This is a genomic window from Pseudoflavonifractor sp. HNCC25GI2, from assembly GCF_058136395.1.
Genome location: NZ_JBYUOW010000001.1, coordinates 185,350 through 202,903 on the forward strand (window position 1 = coordinate 185,350; position 17,554 = coordinate 202,903).

At 59.2% G+C, this 17,554-nt stretch carries 12 protein-coding genes; 3 read left to right on the forward strand and 9 right to left on the reverse strand.

What is annotated here, in order from left to right; all coding sequences use genetic code 11:
• Window positions 1–21: 21 nt before the first annotated feature.
• The 4 genes from AC3YUO_RS00845 to AC3YUO_RS00860 form a co-directional block, all read right to left on the reverse strand.
• Window positions 22–1,257: an ABC transporter permease gene (locus AC3YUO_RS00845; RefSeq protein ID WP_489961154.1), complete on the reverse strand. Its 1,236-nt coding sequence runs from the start codon at window positions 1,255–1,257 to the stop codon at window positions 22–24.
• Window positions 1,254–1,952, reverse strand: a complete 699-nt coding sequence (locus AC3YUO_RS00850) for an ABC transporter ATP-binding protein (RefSeq protein ID WP_489961155.1) — start codon at window positions 1,950–1,952, stop codon at window positions 1,254–1,256. Before AC3YUO_RS00850 ends, AC3YUO_RS00845 begins: the two co-directional genes overlap by 4 nt.
• Before the next feature lie 11 nt (window positions 1,953–1,963).
• On the reverse strand, window positions 1,964–3,691 hold the full coding sequence (locus AC3YUO_RS00855; protein ID WP_489961156.1) for an HlyD family efflux transporter periplasmic adaptor subunit: 1,728 nt from the start codon (window positions 3,689–3,691) through the stop codon (window positions 1,964–1,966).
• Window positions 3,692–4,023: 332 nt separating this feature from the next.
• Entirely contained in the window at window positions 4,024–6,576 is a 2,553-nt protein-coding gene (locus AC3YUO_RS00860) for an ATP-dependent helicase (protein ID WP_489961157.1), read from the reverse strand.
• A 397-nt stretch (window positions 6,577–6,973) separates the two neighbouring features.
• Between AC3YUO_RS00860 and AC3YUO_RS00865 the strand changes: the two genes are divergently transcribed.
• Both AC3YUO_RS00865 and murC read left to right on the forward strand, forming a co-directional pair.
• On the forward strand, window positions 6,974–7,621 hold the full coding sequence (locus AC3YUO_RS00865) for a hypothetical protein (RefSeq protein WP_489961158.1): 648 nt from the start codon (window positions 6,974–6,976) through the stop codon (window positions 7,619–7,621).
• A 165-nt stretch (window positions 7,622–7,786) separates the two neighbouring features.
• Window positions 7,787–9,160 carry a UDP-N-acetylmuramate--L-alanine ligase gene (gene murC, locus AC3YUO_RS00870; protein ID WP_489961159.1) on the forward strand — a complete coding sequence of 458 codons (1,374 nt, stop codon included), beginning with the start codon at window positions 7,787–7,789 and terminating at the stop codon, window positions 9,158–9,160.
• A gap of 139 nt (window positions 9,161–9,299) precedes the next feature.
• Here the strand turns inward: murC and AC3YUO_RS00875 are convergent, their stop codons facing one another.
• A complete protein-coding gene (locus AC3YUO_RS00875; protein WP_489961160.1) occupies window positions 9,300–10,457 on the reverse strand; it encodes a hypothetical protein in 1,158 nt (385 codons plus the stop codon).
• A 116-nt stretch (window positions 10,458–10,573) separates the two neighbouring features.
• Here AC3YUO_RS00875 and AC3YUO_RS00880 point away from each other — a divergent pair, with 116 nt between their 5' ends.
• The gene (locus tag AC3YUO_RS00880; protein WP_489961161.1) at window positions 10,574–13,213 is read left to right on the forward strand and encodes an Eco57I restriction-modification methylase domain-containing protein; all 2,640 of its coding nucleotides are present in this window, start codon (window positions 10,574–10,576) and stop codon (window positions 13,211–13,213) included.
• 77 nt (window positions 13,214–13,290) lie between these two features.
• On the opposite strand, the gene AC3YUO_RS00885 is transcribed toward AC3YUO_RS00880, so the two are convergent.
• From AC3YUO_RS00885 to AC3YUO_RS00900, 4 genes are all read right to left on the reverse strand, one after another.
• Window positions 13,291–14,271: a hypothetical protein gene (locus AC3YUO_RS00885; RefSeq protein ID WP_489961162.1), complete on the reverse strand. Its 981-nt coding sequence runs from the start codon at window positions 14,269–14,271 to the stop codon at window positions 13,291–13,293.
• A 27-nt stretch (window positions 14,272–14,298) separates the two neighbouring features.
• On the reverse strand, window positions 14,299–15,225 hold the full coding sequence (locus AC3YUO_RS00890; RefSeq protein WP_489961163.1) for an AEC family transporter: 927 nt from the start codon (window positions 15,223–15,225) through the stop codon (window positions 14,299–14,301).
• A 74-nt stretch (window positions 15,226–15,299) separates the two neighbouring features.
• Window positions 15,300–16,181 carry a 3-hydroxy-5-phosphonooxypentane-2,4-dione thiolase gene (gene lsrF, locus AC3YUO_RS00895; protein WP_489961164.1) on the reverse strand — a complete coding sequence of 294 codons (882 nt, stop codon included), beginning with the start codon at window positions 16,179–16,181 and terminating at the stop codon, window positions 15,300–15,302.
• Window positions 16,182–16,363: 182 nt separating this feature from the next.
• Complete coding sequence (locus tag AC3YUO_RS00900; RefSeq protein WP_489961165.1) at window positions 16,364–17,509, reverse strand: substrate-binding domain-containing protein; 1,146 nt, start codon at window positions 17,507–17,509, stop codon at window positions 16,364–16,366.
• Window positions 17,510–17,554 lie beyond the last annotated feature (45 nt).

A 17,554-nucleotide genomic window follows, 5' to 3' on the forward strand; every position in this document is an offset into this window, starting at 1 on the left:
TGCTTCATACTCCTATTCTCCTTATTCCGCCCGAAGGGCTTCCACCGGCTGCAGGCCGGAGGCCTTGACGGCCGGGTACATGCCAAACAGGACGCCCAGCACCACCGAGAACAGGAAAGCTCCGATGGTAATGGACTCCGTTGGCCACAAAATCATGCCCTGGAGCAGGAATTTTCCCGCGATAAGGGATCCAGCGCATCCAATGATAATACCGATGATGCCGCCGATGCCGCAGATGACCGCCGCCTCAATGAGGAACTGGGCGATGATGCTCCGCCGCTCGGCGCCGATGGCCTTGCGGATACCGATCTCACGGGTACGCTCGGTGACGGTGACCAGCATGATGTTCATGATGCCGATGCCGCCCACCAGCAGGGAGATGGCTGCGATGCCGCCCATGACCAGGGTCTGCATGAGGCTGGCCTGCTGCATCTGCTCCTGCCACTTGTTGTCGCTGCCCACGTAGAAGTCGCCCCCCTGGCGCATGCCGTTTTCATCCTGGGGGAACATGCCGTTGAGCAGACCGTCCAGCTTGGTAATCACCTGGGTGGTGGCCGCCGCGGAGGAGGCCTTGATGCTCCAGGAGGAGATGGTCTGGTTCTTGTTGATGGTGCGGTTGAGGGTGTAGGGCAGCAGGAGGATATTGTCCACCTCCGGGGAGTACTGCACATCCTTGGACTTGTACCAGCCCACCACCAGATAGGGCATACCGTTGACGGTGATGGTCTCGCCCACGGGGTCGGTGTAGTCAAAGAGCTTTTCCTTCAGCCCGCCCCCCAGAACGCACACGCTGTTCTCATTCTTCAGGTCCAGGTAGGACAGCTCCCGGCCGCCTCCCAGCTCGTAGTTGTTGCACACGCCGTACTTGTCGTTGCCCAGCAGCACCTGGATCATATCCTCCCAGTGCTCGTAGTTCTGGGTGGAGTAGCTCTTGGCTCCGTATTTGACTATCATCTCGCTGCCCCAGGCCTGGACGTTGGGGGTAATGCCCACCACCAGGTCGCCCAGTCCCAGCACAAAGTCGTTGAGAACCTGGTCCATATCCTGTCCGGTATAAGAGTTGGCGTTGACGCTGATTTTGTTGTCGCCCATCTTCTCGTAGTACTCCAGGTTGCGCTTGTTCTGGCCGGAGACCACGGAGACCATGACCACCACCGAGGCCACGCCGATGATAATGCCCAGCATGGTCAGAAAGGATCGGGTCTTCTTGGCATAGATGGACTTAAAGGCCATTTTAAATGCCTGCGTAAGGTTCATGCCTGTGTCCCCTCCTCCCCCCGTTCATCCGAGACAATCTTTCCGTCGGACAGCCGCACCCGGCGGTTGGCCTGGGCGGCGATGCCGTTGTCGTGGGTAATGAGAATGATGGTGGACCCCTCCCGGTTCAGCTCCCGGAGGATTTCCAGCACGTGCTGGCCCGTCTTGGAGTCCAGAGCGCCGGTGGGCTCGTCGGCCATGATGATGGGAGGGTGGGTGGCGATGGCCCGGGCGATGGCCACCCGCTGCTGCTGACCGCCGGACATCTCGCTGGGGCGGTGGTGGGCCCGTTCGGCCATTCCCACCCGCTCCAGCGCCTCCATGGCCCGGTCCTCCCGCTCGAAGATGGACAGTCCCTGGTAGATGAGGGGCAAGGTCACATTCTCCAGAGCGTCCAGCTCCTGGATGAGGTTGTAGCCCTGGAAGATAAAGCCGATCTCCTTGTTGCGGATGCGGGCCAGCTGGCGGTCGGAGAGCTCGGTGACGTCGGTGCCGTCCAGCCAGTACTCCCCGTAGGTGGGGATGTCCAGGCAGCCCAGCACGTTCATCATGGTGGATTTGCCCGAGCCCGACTGGCCCACGATGGCCACAAATTCGCCCCGGTCAATCTCCAGCGAGACCCCGTCCAGGGCCCGGACTTCGCTCTCCTTGCCCTCGTTATAAATTTTATAGATATCTTTGATTCTGATGAGCATGGCGCCACCTCTTACCAGCCGGCGCTCTGGTCGGTCTCCCGGTTGGTGAAGACGGGAGTGCCCGCCTCAATGCCGTCCTTGATTTCCACGTTGTATGTATCCGAGATGCCGATGGTCACCGGAACGGGCCAGAAGCCCTCCTCCGGGGTGGGCATGGTATTCTGCTGCTCCGGCATGCCCTCCTGGGGGGTGGAAGGAGCAATCTCGATGGCATTCTCCGGCTTGGAGTCGGCCTGCACAAAGACAACGGTGTGAATGTTGCCGTCCACATCGGTCACACGACGGACGCTCTGGTTGGGAACCGTGATACAGTCTACCGCCTCGCTGGTAACCAGCTTGTAGCTCAGCCAGGCGCCGCTGGTCAGGCTGCCGTCAAAGTTGTCCACCGACAGCTGCACGGGGTAGGTGGTCATACCGCTGCCCACCTCGCCCTGCATGGCCACCTTGGTGACCGTGCCGGTGTAGGGGGTGTTGGTGGCCTGATCGGTGAGTTCCATGGTCATGCCGGCCTTGATAAAGCCGATGTTGCGGTTGTCCACCTGGATGTCCACCAGCATGGTGGTGGTGTTGGAGATGGTGATGACCGTCTCCCCCTCCTTCACCGTCTGGCCGGGCTCCAGGGCGCAGGAGAACACCACACCGTCGATGGGCGCCACGGCATTGAAGTTCTCAATGCCCTTCTGGGCAGTCTCCAGTTCCTGCTGGGCCGTATTGATCTGTTCCTGCTTGGCACGGATGTCCGCGTCAATGGTGGAAGAGCCCAGGGTGAGCAGGGCCTCGCCCGCGGACACGTTGGCGTGGTTGAGCAGATTGCCTACGCTGACCACCGGGCCGCCTGCCTTGGCCACAATGTTCCGGGTCTCATAAAACTCCGTCTTGCCGTTCTGATAGGGGTAGATAGCGGTTCCGTCGGCGGCGGTAAGTACGGCGGAGGCGTCCATATCGGCAGTGAGGGTACCGGGGTTGTCAAAGACGATGACCACCTCAAAGTGGACGGCGCCCTCAGGGGAGATGTAGCTGACCTTGTTGATCTTCTCCACGGTCCCCTTGTAGTCCTTCATCACCGCGGGGATGGAGACGTTGACACTCTGCCCCACCTTGATGTCCTTCTCATAGGCATAGCTGAAATAGAGGGACAGCTTCAGCTTCTTGTCGTTGACCAGCGTGGCCACCGGAGCCTCTTTGCTCACTTCCTGGTCGGGCTGGAACTCCTTGACGTCCTGCAGTTTGCCGGCAAAGGGGGCCCGGACGGTGAGGTTGGCCGCATCCTCCTGCAGGTCAGCCATGTCCTTGAGCAGCTTATCCAGGTTCTCCTGGGCCTTCTGCAGCTTATCCCGGGCGTCCTGGCTGTCGATGGTGTAGAGGGGATCGCCCGCCATCACCTGCTGGCCTACGGTGACAAAGACCTCCTGCACAGTGCCGGCAGCACTGAGGGTAATGGAGGCCGACTCCTTGGGCACGGCGGATCCGTTTCCCTGGACAGTGCTCTGAATGGTGCCGATCTGGGCCGGCTCAGACAAGGGTTTGCCCGTTGTCTTGTCATTCCGGAACACCAGGTACCACACACCAAAGCCGGCGCCGAACAAGATGGCCGCCGTGACGCCCAGCGCCACAATCCGCTTCACCATCTTTTTCTTACCGTCCTTTTTCTTCATGGGGCCTTTGGACGGCGCGGGAGATTGGTTCTGGGACGGAACGGGAGTCTGAGTTTGTGCCTGGGGAGTCGTGACTTCTGGCATAGCGTAAATCCTCCTTGCCGCATCGGGCCGGTAAAATTAACAAACAACATGGACAGTCTACGCCTGTCCTTAGGGACATTATAGGCGACCGGCAGCTTTCAGACAATTACAGGGTGATTACAAATATTTAAGATTCCATTAAGGATTTCCATCTGCTCGTCCCGGACAGACCCGCTGCCGCCCCTGTTAAGATAGACGAATCCGGCAGGGAAATGTTGCAGAATTTTCACCAATTTTTCAAAGAATTTGTCTTCTCCCTTCGCCTGAATGCGACAAGAAAGCCCCGGCTGCGGGAGAGCGCTCCGCTCTCTCCCGCGGCCGGGGCCGGGACTTTAAAGCTTTTCCATGTGGGCGGCGGCGGACTTGAGCATCAGCCGCTTGGTGCCCACCTCATCAAAGGCGATCTCCGCCAGGGCGTCGCCCCCCATCTTCTGGATGGAGAGAATCATGCCGCGGCCGAAGGCCTTATGCCGCACCGTGTCCCCCTTCTGGAAGGAGGGGGTCCCGGCAGAAGTGGCCGGGGCGGCATAGGCGGCAAAGCCGCTGCGTCCCGCTCCCGGGGCCGTGCGCCGGGTCTGGCTGGAACCAGCCGTGGGCCGGACGGGCTGGGGCCGCTGGTCATAGGGGCTGCGGGTCATGCCCTGGGCAGCCCGTCCGCCTCCATATCCGCTCCGGGCAAAGCCGTCTCCATAGCCGGTGTAGCCCGAGGTGCGGCTGGGCATGCCGCCCCAGCCGCTCTCCTCCTCGCCGGAGGACAGGTAGCTGCGGCCGGAGCGCTCCAGGTGCTCCTCCGGGATCTCCCCCACAAAGCGGGAGGGCCGGTTGGCACTGGTGCGTCCGAAGAGCATACGCTGGCTGGCGCAGGTGAGGTAGAGCTTCTCCTTGGCCCGGGTCATGGCCACGTAGCACAGACGCCGCTCCTCCTCCATCTCCTCCGTCTCGCCGATGGCCCGGATGCCGGGGAAGATGCCCTCCTCGGCTCCCACCAGGAAGACCACCGGGAACTCCAGGCCCTTGGCCGCGTGCATGGTCATCATCACCACGCAGTCCTGGTCCGGGTCGTGGCTGTCCAGGTCGGTATAGAGGGCAATCTCATCCAAAAAGCCCGCCAGGGTGGGCTCGTCCCCGGCGTTTTCCATGTACCCACGGATGGAGGTGAGCAGCTCCCGCACGTTCTCCAGACGGGTGCGGTCCTCCACGGTGTTTTTGGCCTCCAGCATGGTAGCGTACCCCGTGCGGATGATCAGCTCCTCGTAGAACCGGTCCAGGGGCAGCTCCCCCAGAAGTCCGGCCAGCTCCCCCATGAGGCTGGTGAACTGGGCCAGCTTGCCCGCCGATCGCTCCAGCTCCGGGTACATGCGGGCGTTGTCGATGACGGCGTAGAGAGAGGTCTCCTCCCGCCGGGCCACCTCCTGGGCCGTCTCGATGGTCTTGGCCCCGATGCCCCGGGGCGGGTTGTTGATGATGCGGGTAAGGCGCAAGTCGTCCTCCGGATTATTCAAAACCGCCAGATAGGCGATCATGTCCTTGACCTCCGCCCGGTCAAAGAAGCGGGTGCCCCCGATGATGCGGTAGGGGATGCCGCTGCGCTTGCAGGCATTTTCCAGCTGGTTGGACTGGGCATTCATGCGGTAGAGGATGGCGTGGTCCTTCCACTTCCGCCCCTGGGCCACATCCTCCACAATCCGGTCGGCCACAAACCGGGCCTCGTCGTTCTCATTCATGGCCGTGTAGAGGTGAAGCTTCTCCCCCTCCCCCGCTTTCGTCCACAGCTCCTTGCCCTTTCGGCCCTGGTTGTTGCGAATGACCGCGTTGGAGGCCTCCAGAATGTGGCGGGTGGAGCGGTAGTTTTCCTCCAGACGGATGGTGCGGCACTTGGGGTACTGCTTTTCAAAGGAGAGGATGTTCTCAATGGTGGCACCGCGGAAGCGGTAGATGGACTGGTCGTCGTCGCCTACCACGCAGAAGTTCTCATAGCCTCCCGCCAGGGTGGAGGCCAGGAGATACTGGAGGTTGTTGGTGTCCTGGTACTCATCGATAAGTACATACCGGAATTTTTTCTGATAATATTCCCGTACGTCATCAAATTTCTGCAACAGGCGGACGGTGTGGAGGATGATGTCGTCAAAGTCCAGGGCGCTGGCTTCCCACAGCCGCCGCTGGTACTCCACATAAATTCTGGCGATTTTGGTCAGACGGAAGTCCCCCGACTTCTCACACCGGGCCAGGTAGTCCTCCCCCAGGAGCATCTCGTCCTTGGCCCGGGAGATATATCCCAACACCGACCGGGGCGGGAACTGCTTGTCGTCCAGCTCCAGCTCCTTCATGCAGTCCTTGATGACCCGCAGGGAGTCGTCGGTGTCATAGATGGTAAAGGAGGAGGAGAAACCCAGCCGCTCAATGTCCCGACGGAGGATGCGCACACAGGCGGAGTGGAAGGTGGAGGCCCACACGTCCTCCGCCGACGGCCCCAGCATCCGCGCCAGCCGCTCCTTCAGCTCTCCCGCCGCCTTATTGGTAAAGGTAATGGCCAGGATGGTCCAGGGCGCGGCAGGATCCAGGGCACACAGCCGCTCCTGGCGCTCCTTGTCCTCCGGGGCAGGCTGCTCCCGGGAGGCGGCGTAAGCCTCCAGGAAGGCTAGGTCCTCTTCAGTCACCCAGCCGGGCACCTCCGGGCTGTCTGAACCCCGGCCGTACCGCATGAGATTGGCAATGCGGTTGATGAGCACCGTGGTCTTACCGCTGCCCGCCCCCGCCAGCAGCAGAAGAGGCCCCTCGGTGGTAAGCACCGCCCGCTGCTGCTCCGGGTTCAGCCGGGTGAAGTCCCGGGCGATGGCGTCCCGCCGGGCCCGGGCAAAACGAAGTTCTTGGTCGTGATTGAGCATAGTTTTCTCTTCTCCTCAGGTCATTTTGGCAATCGGATTTATTGTATAACAAACCCCCGCCCCGGTCAACCGCGACCGGCCTCCAAACTTTTTTCTTCCCGGAGCGGAACCTTTCCGCTCTTTTTCCGTCTACTCTTGTAAAGAGCCCGGTACGAAAGGAAAAATTTTCTCTCCCAGGTATAACCTGTCCCCCTTCGGCATACATTGAATTCAGACGCCGGGACAACCCTATTTCAACATCTTCCGCGCTTCCCAGGACTCCCCCCTATATCTTGTGGTTCGGAATCTGCAACCATTCTGTAACCATTTTGCTATCATCTCGTAATGGTTCCGATAAGAAGGTAACACCCCAAACTGTTATACTGATGGTACCATCAGGAAAGGAGGTCTCCCCAGTATGAAAAAGCTGCTGTTGACCGCAATGATTGCCACCTTATTGATTGTCCCCTTCCATGGCGTAGCCATGGCCGAGGACCAGGAGACCGTCTCTCCTGAGACCACCGTATCCCAGGATTCCTCCTTTGTCCCCGGCGAAGTACCGGCCCAGATTGACGCGGTTCAGTCCATGACTCCCGCCATTCACGCCATGATTCTGTCCATGGTCCACTATGACCTCAATCAGTTTGATTTCTCCAACCCCGAGCTGGGCTGGGAGACACTTTATAACATGCTCTCCCTCTACGGACAGATGGACGAGCGCTCCGACTACCTGGATGAGCAGCTGGTTCTCCCGGTGGAGACCGCCATGGACTTCTCCTCCGCCATCTTCTCCAACTTCTCCGACCTGGGCGCTCTGCCCGCCGATCTGGCCGACCGCATGGTCTACGACGCCGAGGTGGACAGCTACCTGGTCACCTGCGGCAACGACAGCCTGGCGGAAATTAACCTCACCAGCTCCCAGCAGGCCGCTGACGGCACCCTGACCCTCACCGGCTCCCTGTCCTATCTGGTAGACGGCTCCGACCTGGCTCAGTTCCAGGCCACCCTCCAGCCCCGCGACAACATGTTCGGCTACACCATCACCTCCCTGGTGCTGGTGGGCTGAGTGTCCCGCTTCCAACGCGCACCGGTTTCCGGTGCGCGTTTTTTTGCGCGGCAGGTATAGTTTCCATTGCCTTCGTCCATATTTTGGTGGAAGTCTTGCACTTCCCGGCCGCCGCGCTTATAATATGGAACACAGAGCACGAAACTATAATTGAGGTGCAGCATCATGAATGACACCATACAAACCTACATCCGCCCCGGCGTTCGGGCCCATCTGGTGGGCATCGGCGGGGTCTCCATGGCTCCTCTGGCCGAAGTACTCCATGGCCGGGGCGTCATTGTCACCGGCTCCGATATGCACGAGAGCGCCGCGGTTCAGCATCTCCGCTCCCTGGGGATTCCCGTAACCATCGGCCACCTGCCCCAGAGCGTGGATGGCGCGGGCTGCGTCATCCGCACCGCCGCCGTCCACAATGACAATCCGGAAATTGCCGCCGCCCTGGCCGCCGGTATCCCCGTCTTTGAGCGGGCCCAGGCCTGGGGCGCGATTATGCGCCACTACCAGAACGCCCTGTGCGTGGCCGGCACCCACGGCAAAACCACCACCACCTCCATGTGCACCCACATCTTCCTGGCTGCCCAGCGGGACCCCTCCGTCATGATCGGCGGTGTTCTGCCCGTGCTGGGGGCTGGCCACCGGGTGGGCCATGGGGACACCATCATTCTGGAGAGCTGCGAGTACTGCAACTCCTTCCTCTCCTTCTTCCCCACGGTGGCTGTCATCCTCAACGTGGACGCCGACCACCTGGACTTCTTCAAGGATCTGGAGGACATCAAGCACTCCTTCCGCCGCTTTGCAGAGCTGGTGCCGGAGGACGGCTTTGTGGTGGCTGACCGGGATGACCCCAACACCATGGACGCCCTCAAGGATCTGGACCGCCGGATGATCACCTTCGGTCTGGAGGAGGGCGATGTCCACGCCGCCAACCTCACCTGGGAGAACGGCTTTGCCTCCTTCGACATCGTGGCTCACGGCCAGTTCTTCACCCATGCTGAACTGTCGGTTCCCGGCATCCACAACGTGCGTAACGCCCTGGCCGCGGCCGCCGCGGCCCTGTGCCTCAAGGTCCCCGCCCAGGCGGTGACCGAGGGCCTGAAGGCCTTCCACGGAGCAGGTCGCCGCTTCGAAAAGAAGGGTGAATACCATGGAGCCATGGTCTACGATGACTACGCCCACCACCCCCACGAGCTCCAGGCGCTGCTCACCACCGCCATGGGGCTGGGCTATCAGCGGGTCATCTGCGCCTTCCAGCCCCACACCTACTCCCGCACCCACGAGCTCTTTGACGACTTCGTGGAGGTGCTGAAAAAGCCGGATCTCACCATCCTGGCAGAAATTTACGCCGCACGGGAACAGAACACCCTGGGCATCTCCTCCGCCGACCTGGCCGCCAAGATCCCCGGTGCGGAGTTCTGCCCCTCCCTGGAGGACGTGACCGCCCGCCTGCGGGAGCTGGCCCAGCCCGGCGACCTTATCCTCACCGTGGGCGCCGGAGACATCTATCTGGCCGGCGAGGCCCTGGTGAAAGGCCAGGAATAACAAGCGCCGCTCAACTGAAGGTAAAAACAGGCGGACAGCACTTTTGTGCTGTCCGCCTGTTTTTTCTTTATAAGAGGGGCAAGGGGGCCAAATTTCACTTCGTTTTCCCGCTCCGTATGGCTGCGGCAGGCCGCCAAGCTCAATAAATCAGCCAGGCGCGGCCCGCCCGAATGCGTTTTTGCGCATATTCCGGCACCTCATCCACCAGTTTCACACCGGCAGGCTCCATATAGTTCCGGTAAAAGTGCTCCTTCGCCTCCGGGGAGAAATAGTCCTCGTCCAGCAGAACAGCCCGGATGCCGGAGATCAGTCCCAGCTGCTGCAGGTAAAGGCCCGCCTTGAACATGGTGTTGACCTGTACGAAGGAATCAAACACCCCAAGCATCTTCGCAATGGTGCCGTTGGGATTTTCCGAAAATCCCACACCGTCCACATTTCCAATCAAATAGACCGGCTTCTGGGGGTTCTTCTCGTTGTACCGGTTGATCATCTTCTTGATGTCCACGGTCTCGTCCGATTTGTTCACGCCATACTGCCCGGGATCTGAGGTATGAATCAGGGACTGCACCAGCGCGCGGATGTCCCCCTCCTCATCCTTTATGATCAGATCAAAGCTGTGGATTCCTGCGGCCGCCGCCTCATGGGACACAAGCTCCATGGTGGCAAGGTTGACGTTGGGGTCCCGCTCGGCCATGGGCTCCAGATGCTTCTTTTCCGGATAAATTCTGGCCCCCACATCGTGGAAGCTCCGGGCCGCCAGCCGCTCTGCACCGTGTCCCCGGTACTTGGCCTGCTTTTGCTGAATCTCTTTGGGAGCAATCAGATTATTAAAAATCTCTTTTATCAGGTTCTCAGACAAAGGCAGAAAGGCATTCAGAATCTGCTCCAAATCGTTGTCGCGAAAGTATCCGGCAATCAGCTCGGCCCACTTCTCTTTTCCCGGACGGGAGAGTCTGCCCACAAACCAGCCGGTGCTGTGCTTGACTAAATCTTCACGTGCTTCCTCAACCAGGCGCGTTCCGTCATCCGCCTGCCAGCTGTGGGCAAGGTAGGTCATATCCAGATAAAACCGCTTATCGGAGATCCCCAGCAGCAGCCGGATGTCCCGTATGAATTTCGGGTTATGTAACAGGGCCTTCTGGAGCGACTCCGAAAAGGTGCCCTCCCGATGGCTGCGATAGTAATTGAGAAACGCAAGTAAGCTGGCCACAACCTGGTCATCCAGCGTCTCTCCCCGATAGAGGGGAATCTCGTTCTGCGGGGCCACACAGTACCAAAATTCCTGCAGCTTATCCATAGTTATCCTCCTGCGATGAGCACGCAAATAACCGCTTGCATTTGAATTGAAACTATTGTAATATAGTCCTCGTTTCATGTACAGTACTTTTTTCTTCGCACGTGGAGGCCCTTTTTATGTACGATCTTCATTCCATACACGCACAGCTCCAGGACAAGGAGTCGCGGCTCTTCCGAACCGAGCAGGCTCTGATCCGCTGCTTTTATGACAAGCTGGATCATCTGCAGGACTGCAGCGACCCTCTGTTTTCCATGTGGCAAAACGAGCTCACCTTTACCTACGGAAACCTGGGTGAGCTTCTTTCCCAGAACACGAAAATCAATTCCGCGGAGCTCTGTGCCCTGTACGGATTTGAAGATCCCGAAAATGTGGATTTGTCTCAGCTCTTAAAGAGCATCCAAACCTTTTACAGCGTTCTCATTAAGCTCATCACATTTAATATGGTGGAGGGCGCATCCTCCTCCCAAGCCCATGAGGTGAACGGTGACTCCATCCAACGCATCCTGTCGGGCAGCGCGTTTGTTTCCCTGGGCATTGTCAATTATTGCTATGACGACTGGTTTTCCTGGATTTTGAAGTACTGGGATTCGGACCTGGAAGCCCAGTGCTGCACCCTTTGGCGCTGTCTGGATGGGGAAAACACCATTTTTTCCATCAAAGGCTTTCTCCAAAGCTTCCGCTCCGACAGCTTGAAGCACATTTATGAAACGGTGATTCCACGGGAAATCCGCCATGCTCTGGGCGAATACTATACGCCCGACTGGCTGGCCACCTGCACCATTAAAAATGCCTTGCAAGCAAGCGGAGCAACCATCACGGACCTCCGTTTCATCGATCCCACCTGCGGGGCGGGGACTTTTTTAACGCGGGTCATGCGGATGATTCAGGCCGAATCCGTGGATGGCCTGGTGGACCCGGCCATGGTGGCTGGGTTTGACATCAACGCCCTTGCCGTTCTTACGGCCAAGACAAACTACCTGGCAACTATAATCGACCAACTGAGCTCCTGCCAAAATTTCATCATCCCTGTCTACCACTATGACATCATCAACACGCCGGTGCTTGAAGGGGAAACCCTCACCATTGACACCAACTGCGATTTGATCTGTGCGCTCCCCCGCTCCATTTGTGAAGCGGTTCTGCAAGAAAATCCGCCCTTCCGCGCCCGTGAGTTTCTGCAGCTCCTGCAGCAAAGCGAAGCTTGCGCCCCCTTGTACCAGAGTATTTCGGCCTATGATTCCACCAACCAGGCCATTCTTGCCAACATTCTGTTGAATCGCATCTATGCGTTTTACGAAGAGAAGGCCGACATTGTGGTGGGCAACCCTCCATGGGTGAACTGGGAATATCTCCCCCCGAAATATAAGGCGAAATCCCAGCACCTGTGGCCGGAGTACGGGCTGTTCAGCGCCAAGGGCCGCGACCTGAGCTTTTCCAAGGAAGATATTTCTATTCTGGTGACATACGTGGTGATCGACCGTTTTCTGCGGGACCGGGGCTATCTCAGTTTTGTCCTGCGCCAGGCCATGTTCAAATCCGCGCAGAACGGAGCTGGCTTCCGCCGCTTCAAGCTGGGGAAGGACGACACCGAATTCCGGGTCCTGCAGGTGGATGACCTGTGCAGCGTGAAGCCCTTTGAGGGGGTCAACACCCGGAGCGCGCTGGTACTGATCCGGAAAAATGAGACACAGACTTTCCCGGTCCCATATAACTGCTGGTCCCGGAAGAAGCACTTTCTAAAAGCCACACGGGAACCGGACGCAACTGCCGATTCCATTATGGCCTTTGTTGACGTGGAACACATGATTGCATTTCCCACGGACAAGCAGGACCCCACTTCCCTCTGGGTCAATTCTCCCCAGCAGCTTGTTGCCGTCATTGATCAGCTGCTGGGCAGCAACCCATATAAGGCAAGAACCGGTGTCTTTACCGGCGGAGCAAATGCGGTCTATTGGATGAACATTCTGGATCGAACCGGCGACACTATCAAAGTCCGCAACATTGTGGAGCGGGCAAAGCGGAAGGTGGAGGCCGTAACCGCTGAGCTTGAACCCACCTTTGTCTACCCCCTGGTTCAGGGCAGTGACATCGCCCAGTGGAGCGTTCACACCAAGTCCTATATCCTATGCCCCCACACCGCCGAGACGAAAATGTATCCGGTGGACGAGAGCACCCTCAAAGCAGAGGCCCCCAAAACCTTTGATTATCTGGCGCATTTTAAAGCGGACCTGGATGCCCGCAAGGGGTTTGCCGGATGGGAAAAGGAGATCCAGGCCCAGCACTTTTATTCCATTCTGCGAATCGGCGAATACACATTTTCAAGCTATAAAGTGGCCTGGCGGTATATTGCGCAGTCCTTCATTACCGCCGTCATTACCTCCGTCCAGGACAGCCTGATTGGTGAAAAGCTGTATATTCCCAACGAAAAAATCATGTATGTGGGCACGGACTGCAGGGAGGAAGCCTATTATCTCTGCGGCGTCTTAAGCTCTTCCCCCGTGAGCTACTGCGTGAAATGCTACATGAACCCCACCAGCATCTCCGCCCACGTTCTGGACAAGCTTAACATCCCCAAATATGACCCCAGCAACGCGCTCCATCAGCGCATCGCCACCATCTGCGAAGCCGGACACGCCACAGCGGACGCCGAACAGCGGGCAGCGCTCCAGTCGGATCTGGACACGGCAATCGGCCAGCTCTATGGCATCCCCGCCGACTCCATCCGGTTAATTCAGACCTCGTTGGAGAAGTTGTAAGTACACCTGCTTTGAAACAAATATCCCCCGTGCCCAAGGCACGGGGGATATTTTGTCTCTTAACGTAACCGCGGAACTTACTTCCACATGGCGTCCACAGCCGCCTCATCCAACTGATGGGTTAGCTCTGCGCCCTGGGCGGCCAGCGCCTCGTCCAGCTCCCCTTCCTTCATCATCCGGGTCACATAGGGGCGCAGGTCCTCGGCGGTGTACTCTCCCTCCGGATCCAGACGCAGGAACACCGTGATGCTGTTCTCGTTCTCCAGAACCGAGCAGGCCCCATAGTCTGTATTTCGCAGGACCTCCATGGCGCCCTCGCTCAGGTTGGCCTCCCAGTTCTCCGGGGTAAACAGATTGGCATAGACATAGCTGTCCAGATCTTCCTCATTCCAGGTCCGCTCGGTCAGAGCCAGCACCTGAGGCAGTTCCGCACTTGCCGCGTTGCGCATGCTCTCCTCGTCCGAAGCAGCCTGCTGGATCCGCTGGGCAGCGGCAAGCACCTGCTCCTTGGCCTGGTCGTCATTGCTGATGCTCTGGTCCTCCTCCCCGGTCAGAGGCAGGTAGACACACACGCCGTAGTAGAGGTTCTCCCGGGCATAGTCCAGAATCTCTCCCTCAGCCACCGGCTGCTCTCCGTCCTTCCCGTATACCATGGTGAGCAGACTGTCTTCCCGGTACAGATGGGCCACATACTCCTCCAGAGTGGCCTCATCCACTCCGTTTTCCTCCATCTCAGTCTGGGACTGCTGCCAGATGGTGGGGGCGTACTGGTCCACATAGGCCTGGCCCTCCTCCCCCATCTCGCCGCCCAACTGCTGGAAGCGGGCCTCCACGGCGGCGTAGTGCTCCATCTCCTCCAGCACAGCCTGACGCAGCTCCTTCTCGCTGGCATCCGGATTCGCCCGGGCGGTATTCAGCTGCAGCAGGCGGTAGAGCTTGGAACTGAAGGTAGTCTCACCAATGGAGCCCACCGTCTCCGGATCCGGCTGGGAGGTACCGCAGGAGGTAACCGACAGCAGCATCATTCCGCACAGCATAAGGGATAAAAAACGTTTCATGGTCTGGTCTCCTTTTGAAAACTGGGGCTAGGCCACCGCATAGGCCGCAATGGCGGCAAACAGGGCCATGGTACAAATGGTGTGGGCGGACAGGGTGGTGGAGATATACTCTCCATCCTCGCCCACGTCGGCAAACAGGGGAATAATAAAGGGGGCGGGCAGGGAATAGAGCACCATCAGGGCCAGCATCAGGTCCTTGGAGAAGGGAATGATGTGGAACACCACCGTGCTCGCCAGCACCAGCAGGCCGCCCATGACCAGCAGGCGCAGCACCACCGTGGTCACCACCGGCCGCAGCAGCCGCCGGCTTAGATTGAGCTCATAGCCCACCACCAGCAGCACCAGGGCACTGGTGGGCGCGGTGATCATGGAGATAATCTGACGTACCAGCTCCCCCAGCTGGCTGGAGAGGACCAGATTTCCCACGCCGGTGGCACCCAGAAGGATGCCCAGCAGCATCCCCAAAAAGCAGCGGTTGCCCGCCATGATTTTCACCATGTCTTTGGGACCCAGCGCGCCGCCGTCCACTGCCTTCAGGGCGCCCAGGAAGGCGGTATAGGCAAAGACGGTCTGGCCCAGGTCCACCGCCGCAAAGCCGCTCTGCTCTCCGGTGAGAAGCCCGTACAGGGCGTAGCCCAGCATCCCGCCCTCGGCACTGGCCAGCAGGAAGGGGAAGAAACGTCCATAGGGCGCCACCAGCCAGCGCAGCCCGAAGCCGATGGCCAGGGCAATTCCGAAGCCCGCATAGACCGCCACGAACAGCAGCACCACCGTCATGCTGTACTGGGCGGTAAAGAAGGCGTTGAACAGCACCACCGGCAGGAGAATGTCTCCGATGACCGACTTGATTCCGGCCAGACCCTGCAGATCAAACACCTGGGTACGGTTGCACCAGCACCCGATTCCCAGAAGAATCAGCACAGGGACAACCATTTCCGCGACGCGCAGCAGCATATTGCACCTCTCCTTTACCCATTCAAAATGGAAATGGGGGCAGGCCCCATGGCCTGCCCCCTCTGTCTCCAGTGTTATCCGTTGATGCTGTCGAGGTAGAACTCGTAAGCTTCCTTGTCGGTGAAGCCCTCGTGGACAACCTTGTTGACCGCCATGGCCATCTCTACGGGATGCTCGCTCTGGAAAATGTTGCGGCCCATGTCGACGCCGCGGGCGCCCTTCTGAATGACCTCGTAGGCCAGGGTCAGAGCATCAGCCTCAGGCAGCTTCTTGCCGCCGGCCACCACGATGGGCACGGGGCAGGCAGCCACGACCTCTTCAAACTTGTCGCAGTTGTAGGTCTTGACAATCTGGCAGCCCATCTCAGCAATGATGCGGGTGGCCAGCTTGAAGAAGCGGTCGGTACGCTCCATGTCCTTACCCACGGCGCACACGCCCAGGGTGGGAACGCTGTAACGCATACCGGCGTTGATGACCTGGTTCAGGTTGTCCAGGCTGGACATCTGGCCGTCGGCACCGATGAAGGTCTGAACGGCCATGCAGTCGGCGTTCATGCGGATGGAGTCCTCGATGTCCACCGCCACAACCTCGTGGCTCAGGTCATCCTGCAGCATGCTGGAGCCGGAGGTGACACGCAGCGCGATGGCGTTGGTCAGCTCGGGGGGGCAGCAGGTGCGGATGGCGCCGCGGGTACCCATGAAGCAGTCCACATAGGGAGCCAGCTTGGGCAGCAGCAGATCCAGACGCTCCAGACCGGCGGTGCTTCCCATAAAGTAGCCGTGGTCAAAGGCAAACATCACAGTGTTGCCGCTCTTGGGATTGAAGATATTGGCCAGGTGGCGCTTCATGCCCCACTCCAGGCTGTTGGAACCCTTCAGATAAAAGCCGTTCTGATTGGCAAACGGAACATTAACATGATAATCCTTCGCGACCTTCAGGCCCTGCAGATCTGCCATAATAAGATCCTCCTTTAAATATGTATCCAATTACACATCTGGAAAAGTAAGCGGAACCCTCCGCTCCCGCAGGCGCACGAAAGCGCTTCCCATGCGTCTGCGGCAGCGGAGCACGGCCGTGAGGCCGTGCTCCGGAAGAGGTGACCCTCTTCAATTATGCGCCTTTTTCAGTGCAATTGCAATTAGAAATCGTACTGATCCATGTTCTCGGCGGTGAACACCACGCGCTCGGGCAGCAGCACCACGCCGTTGTTGGTCTCAGCAGTCTCAGCACCCTCGGAGATGCTGTCGTTGGGCATGACCTCGCACTCGCCGATGCCGGGGATGTCGATCACGTCGCCAACCTTAACGGTGTTGCCGGCAGCCAGGTAAGCAGCCAGGTAGCAGCCCATGCCGCCCTGAACAGCGCAATCCCACAGGCCCCAGTTATACAGAGTGCCGTTGGAGCAGTACTCCTTGATGGAGTTGGGGGTAGCAAAGCCGGTGATGGTGATGGTGTCCTTGTTGTAGCCCTGGTTCTCGGCAGCCTGCAGCTGGCCGGGCAGAGCGGTGGAGTCGTTGCAGATGATCAGGTCGATGTCGGGGTGAGCGGACAGAACGGCCTCGCCGACGGTGATGGCCTGCTCAGCATCCTGGTTGGAGTAGTAGTTGTCAGGAGCAACGTTGGTCCAGTTGGGGTACTTCTCAGCGATGATAGCCTCACCGGCGACCTGCCAGCTGTTCTGGTCGGTCACGGTAGCCTGGGAGTAGTGCCAGCAGTAAGTAACCTCATCGTTCTCGGGATCCACGCCACGGGCCTCCAGGCCGGCAACGGCCATGTCGACCAGCATCTGGCCCAGAACCTCAGGAGTGCCCTGGGAAACCATCAGGGTACGGTCAGCAGGATTGGCGTCGGAGTCCCAAGTGGTGACCACAACACCAGCCTCGCTGGCGGACTTCAGAGCGTCGGACACGCCGGCGGCGTCCACGGTGGAGATGCAGATAGCGTCAGTGCCGGAAGCCACAGCAGTGTTGATGACCTGAACCTGGTCAGCCACGGCGGCGTTGGCGCTGCCCTGATAGTCAACGGTGATGCCCCAATCCTTGGCATACTCCTGGGCGCCGTTGTTGGCCACCTCGAAGAAGGCGTTGCCGGTAACCTTGGGGATGAAGGTGACGGTCATGCCCTCAACGGACTTGACCTCGCCGTCCGCGGAGCTGCTGGCATCGGTCTGAGAACCGCTGGCAGAGGAACCGCTGGACTGGCTGCTGGAGTCGTTGCTGCTTCCGCAAGCCACCAGAGACAGGCTCATGGCCAGCGCAAGTGCCAGTGCAAGTGCTTTTTTCATTTTCATTACCTCCTGTTTTTATATTAGAACGGATCGCTCCGATCT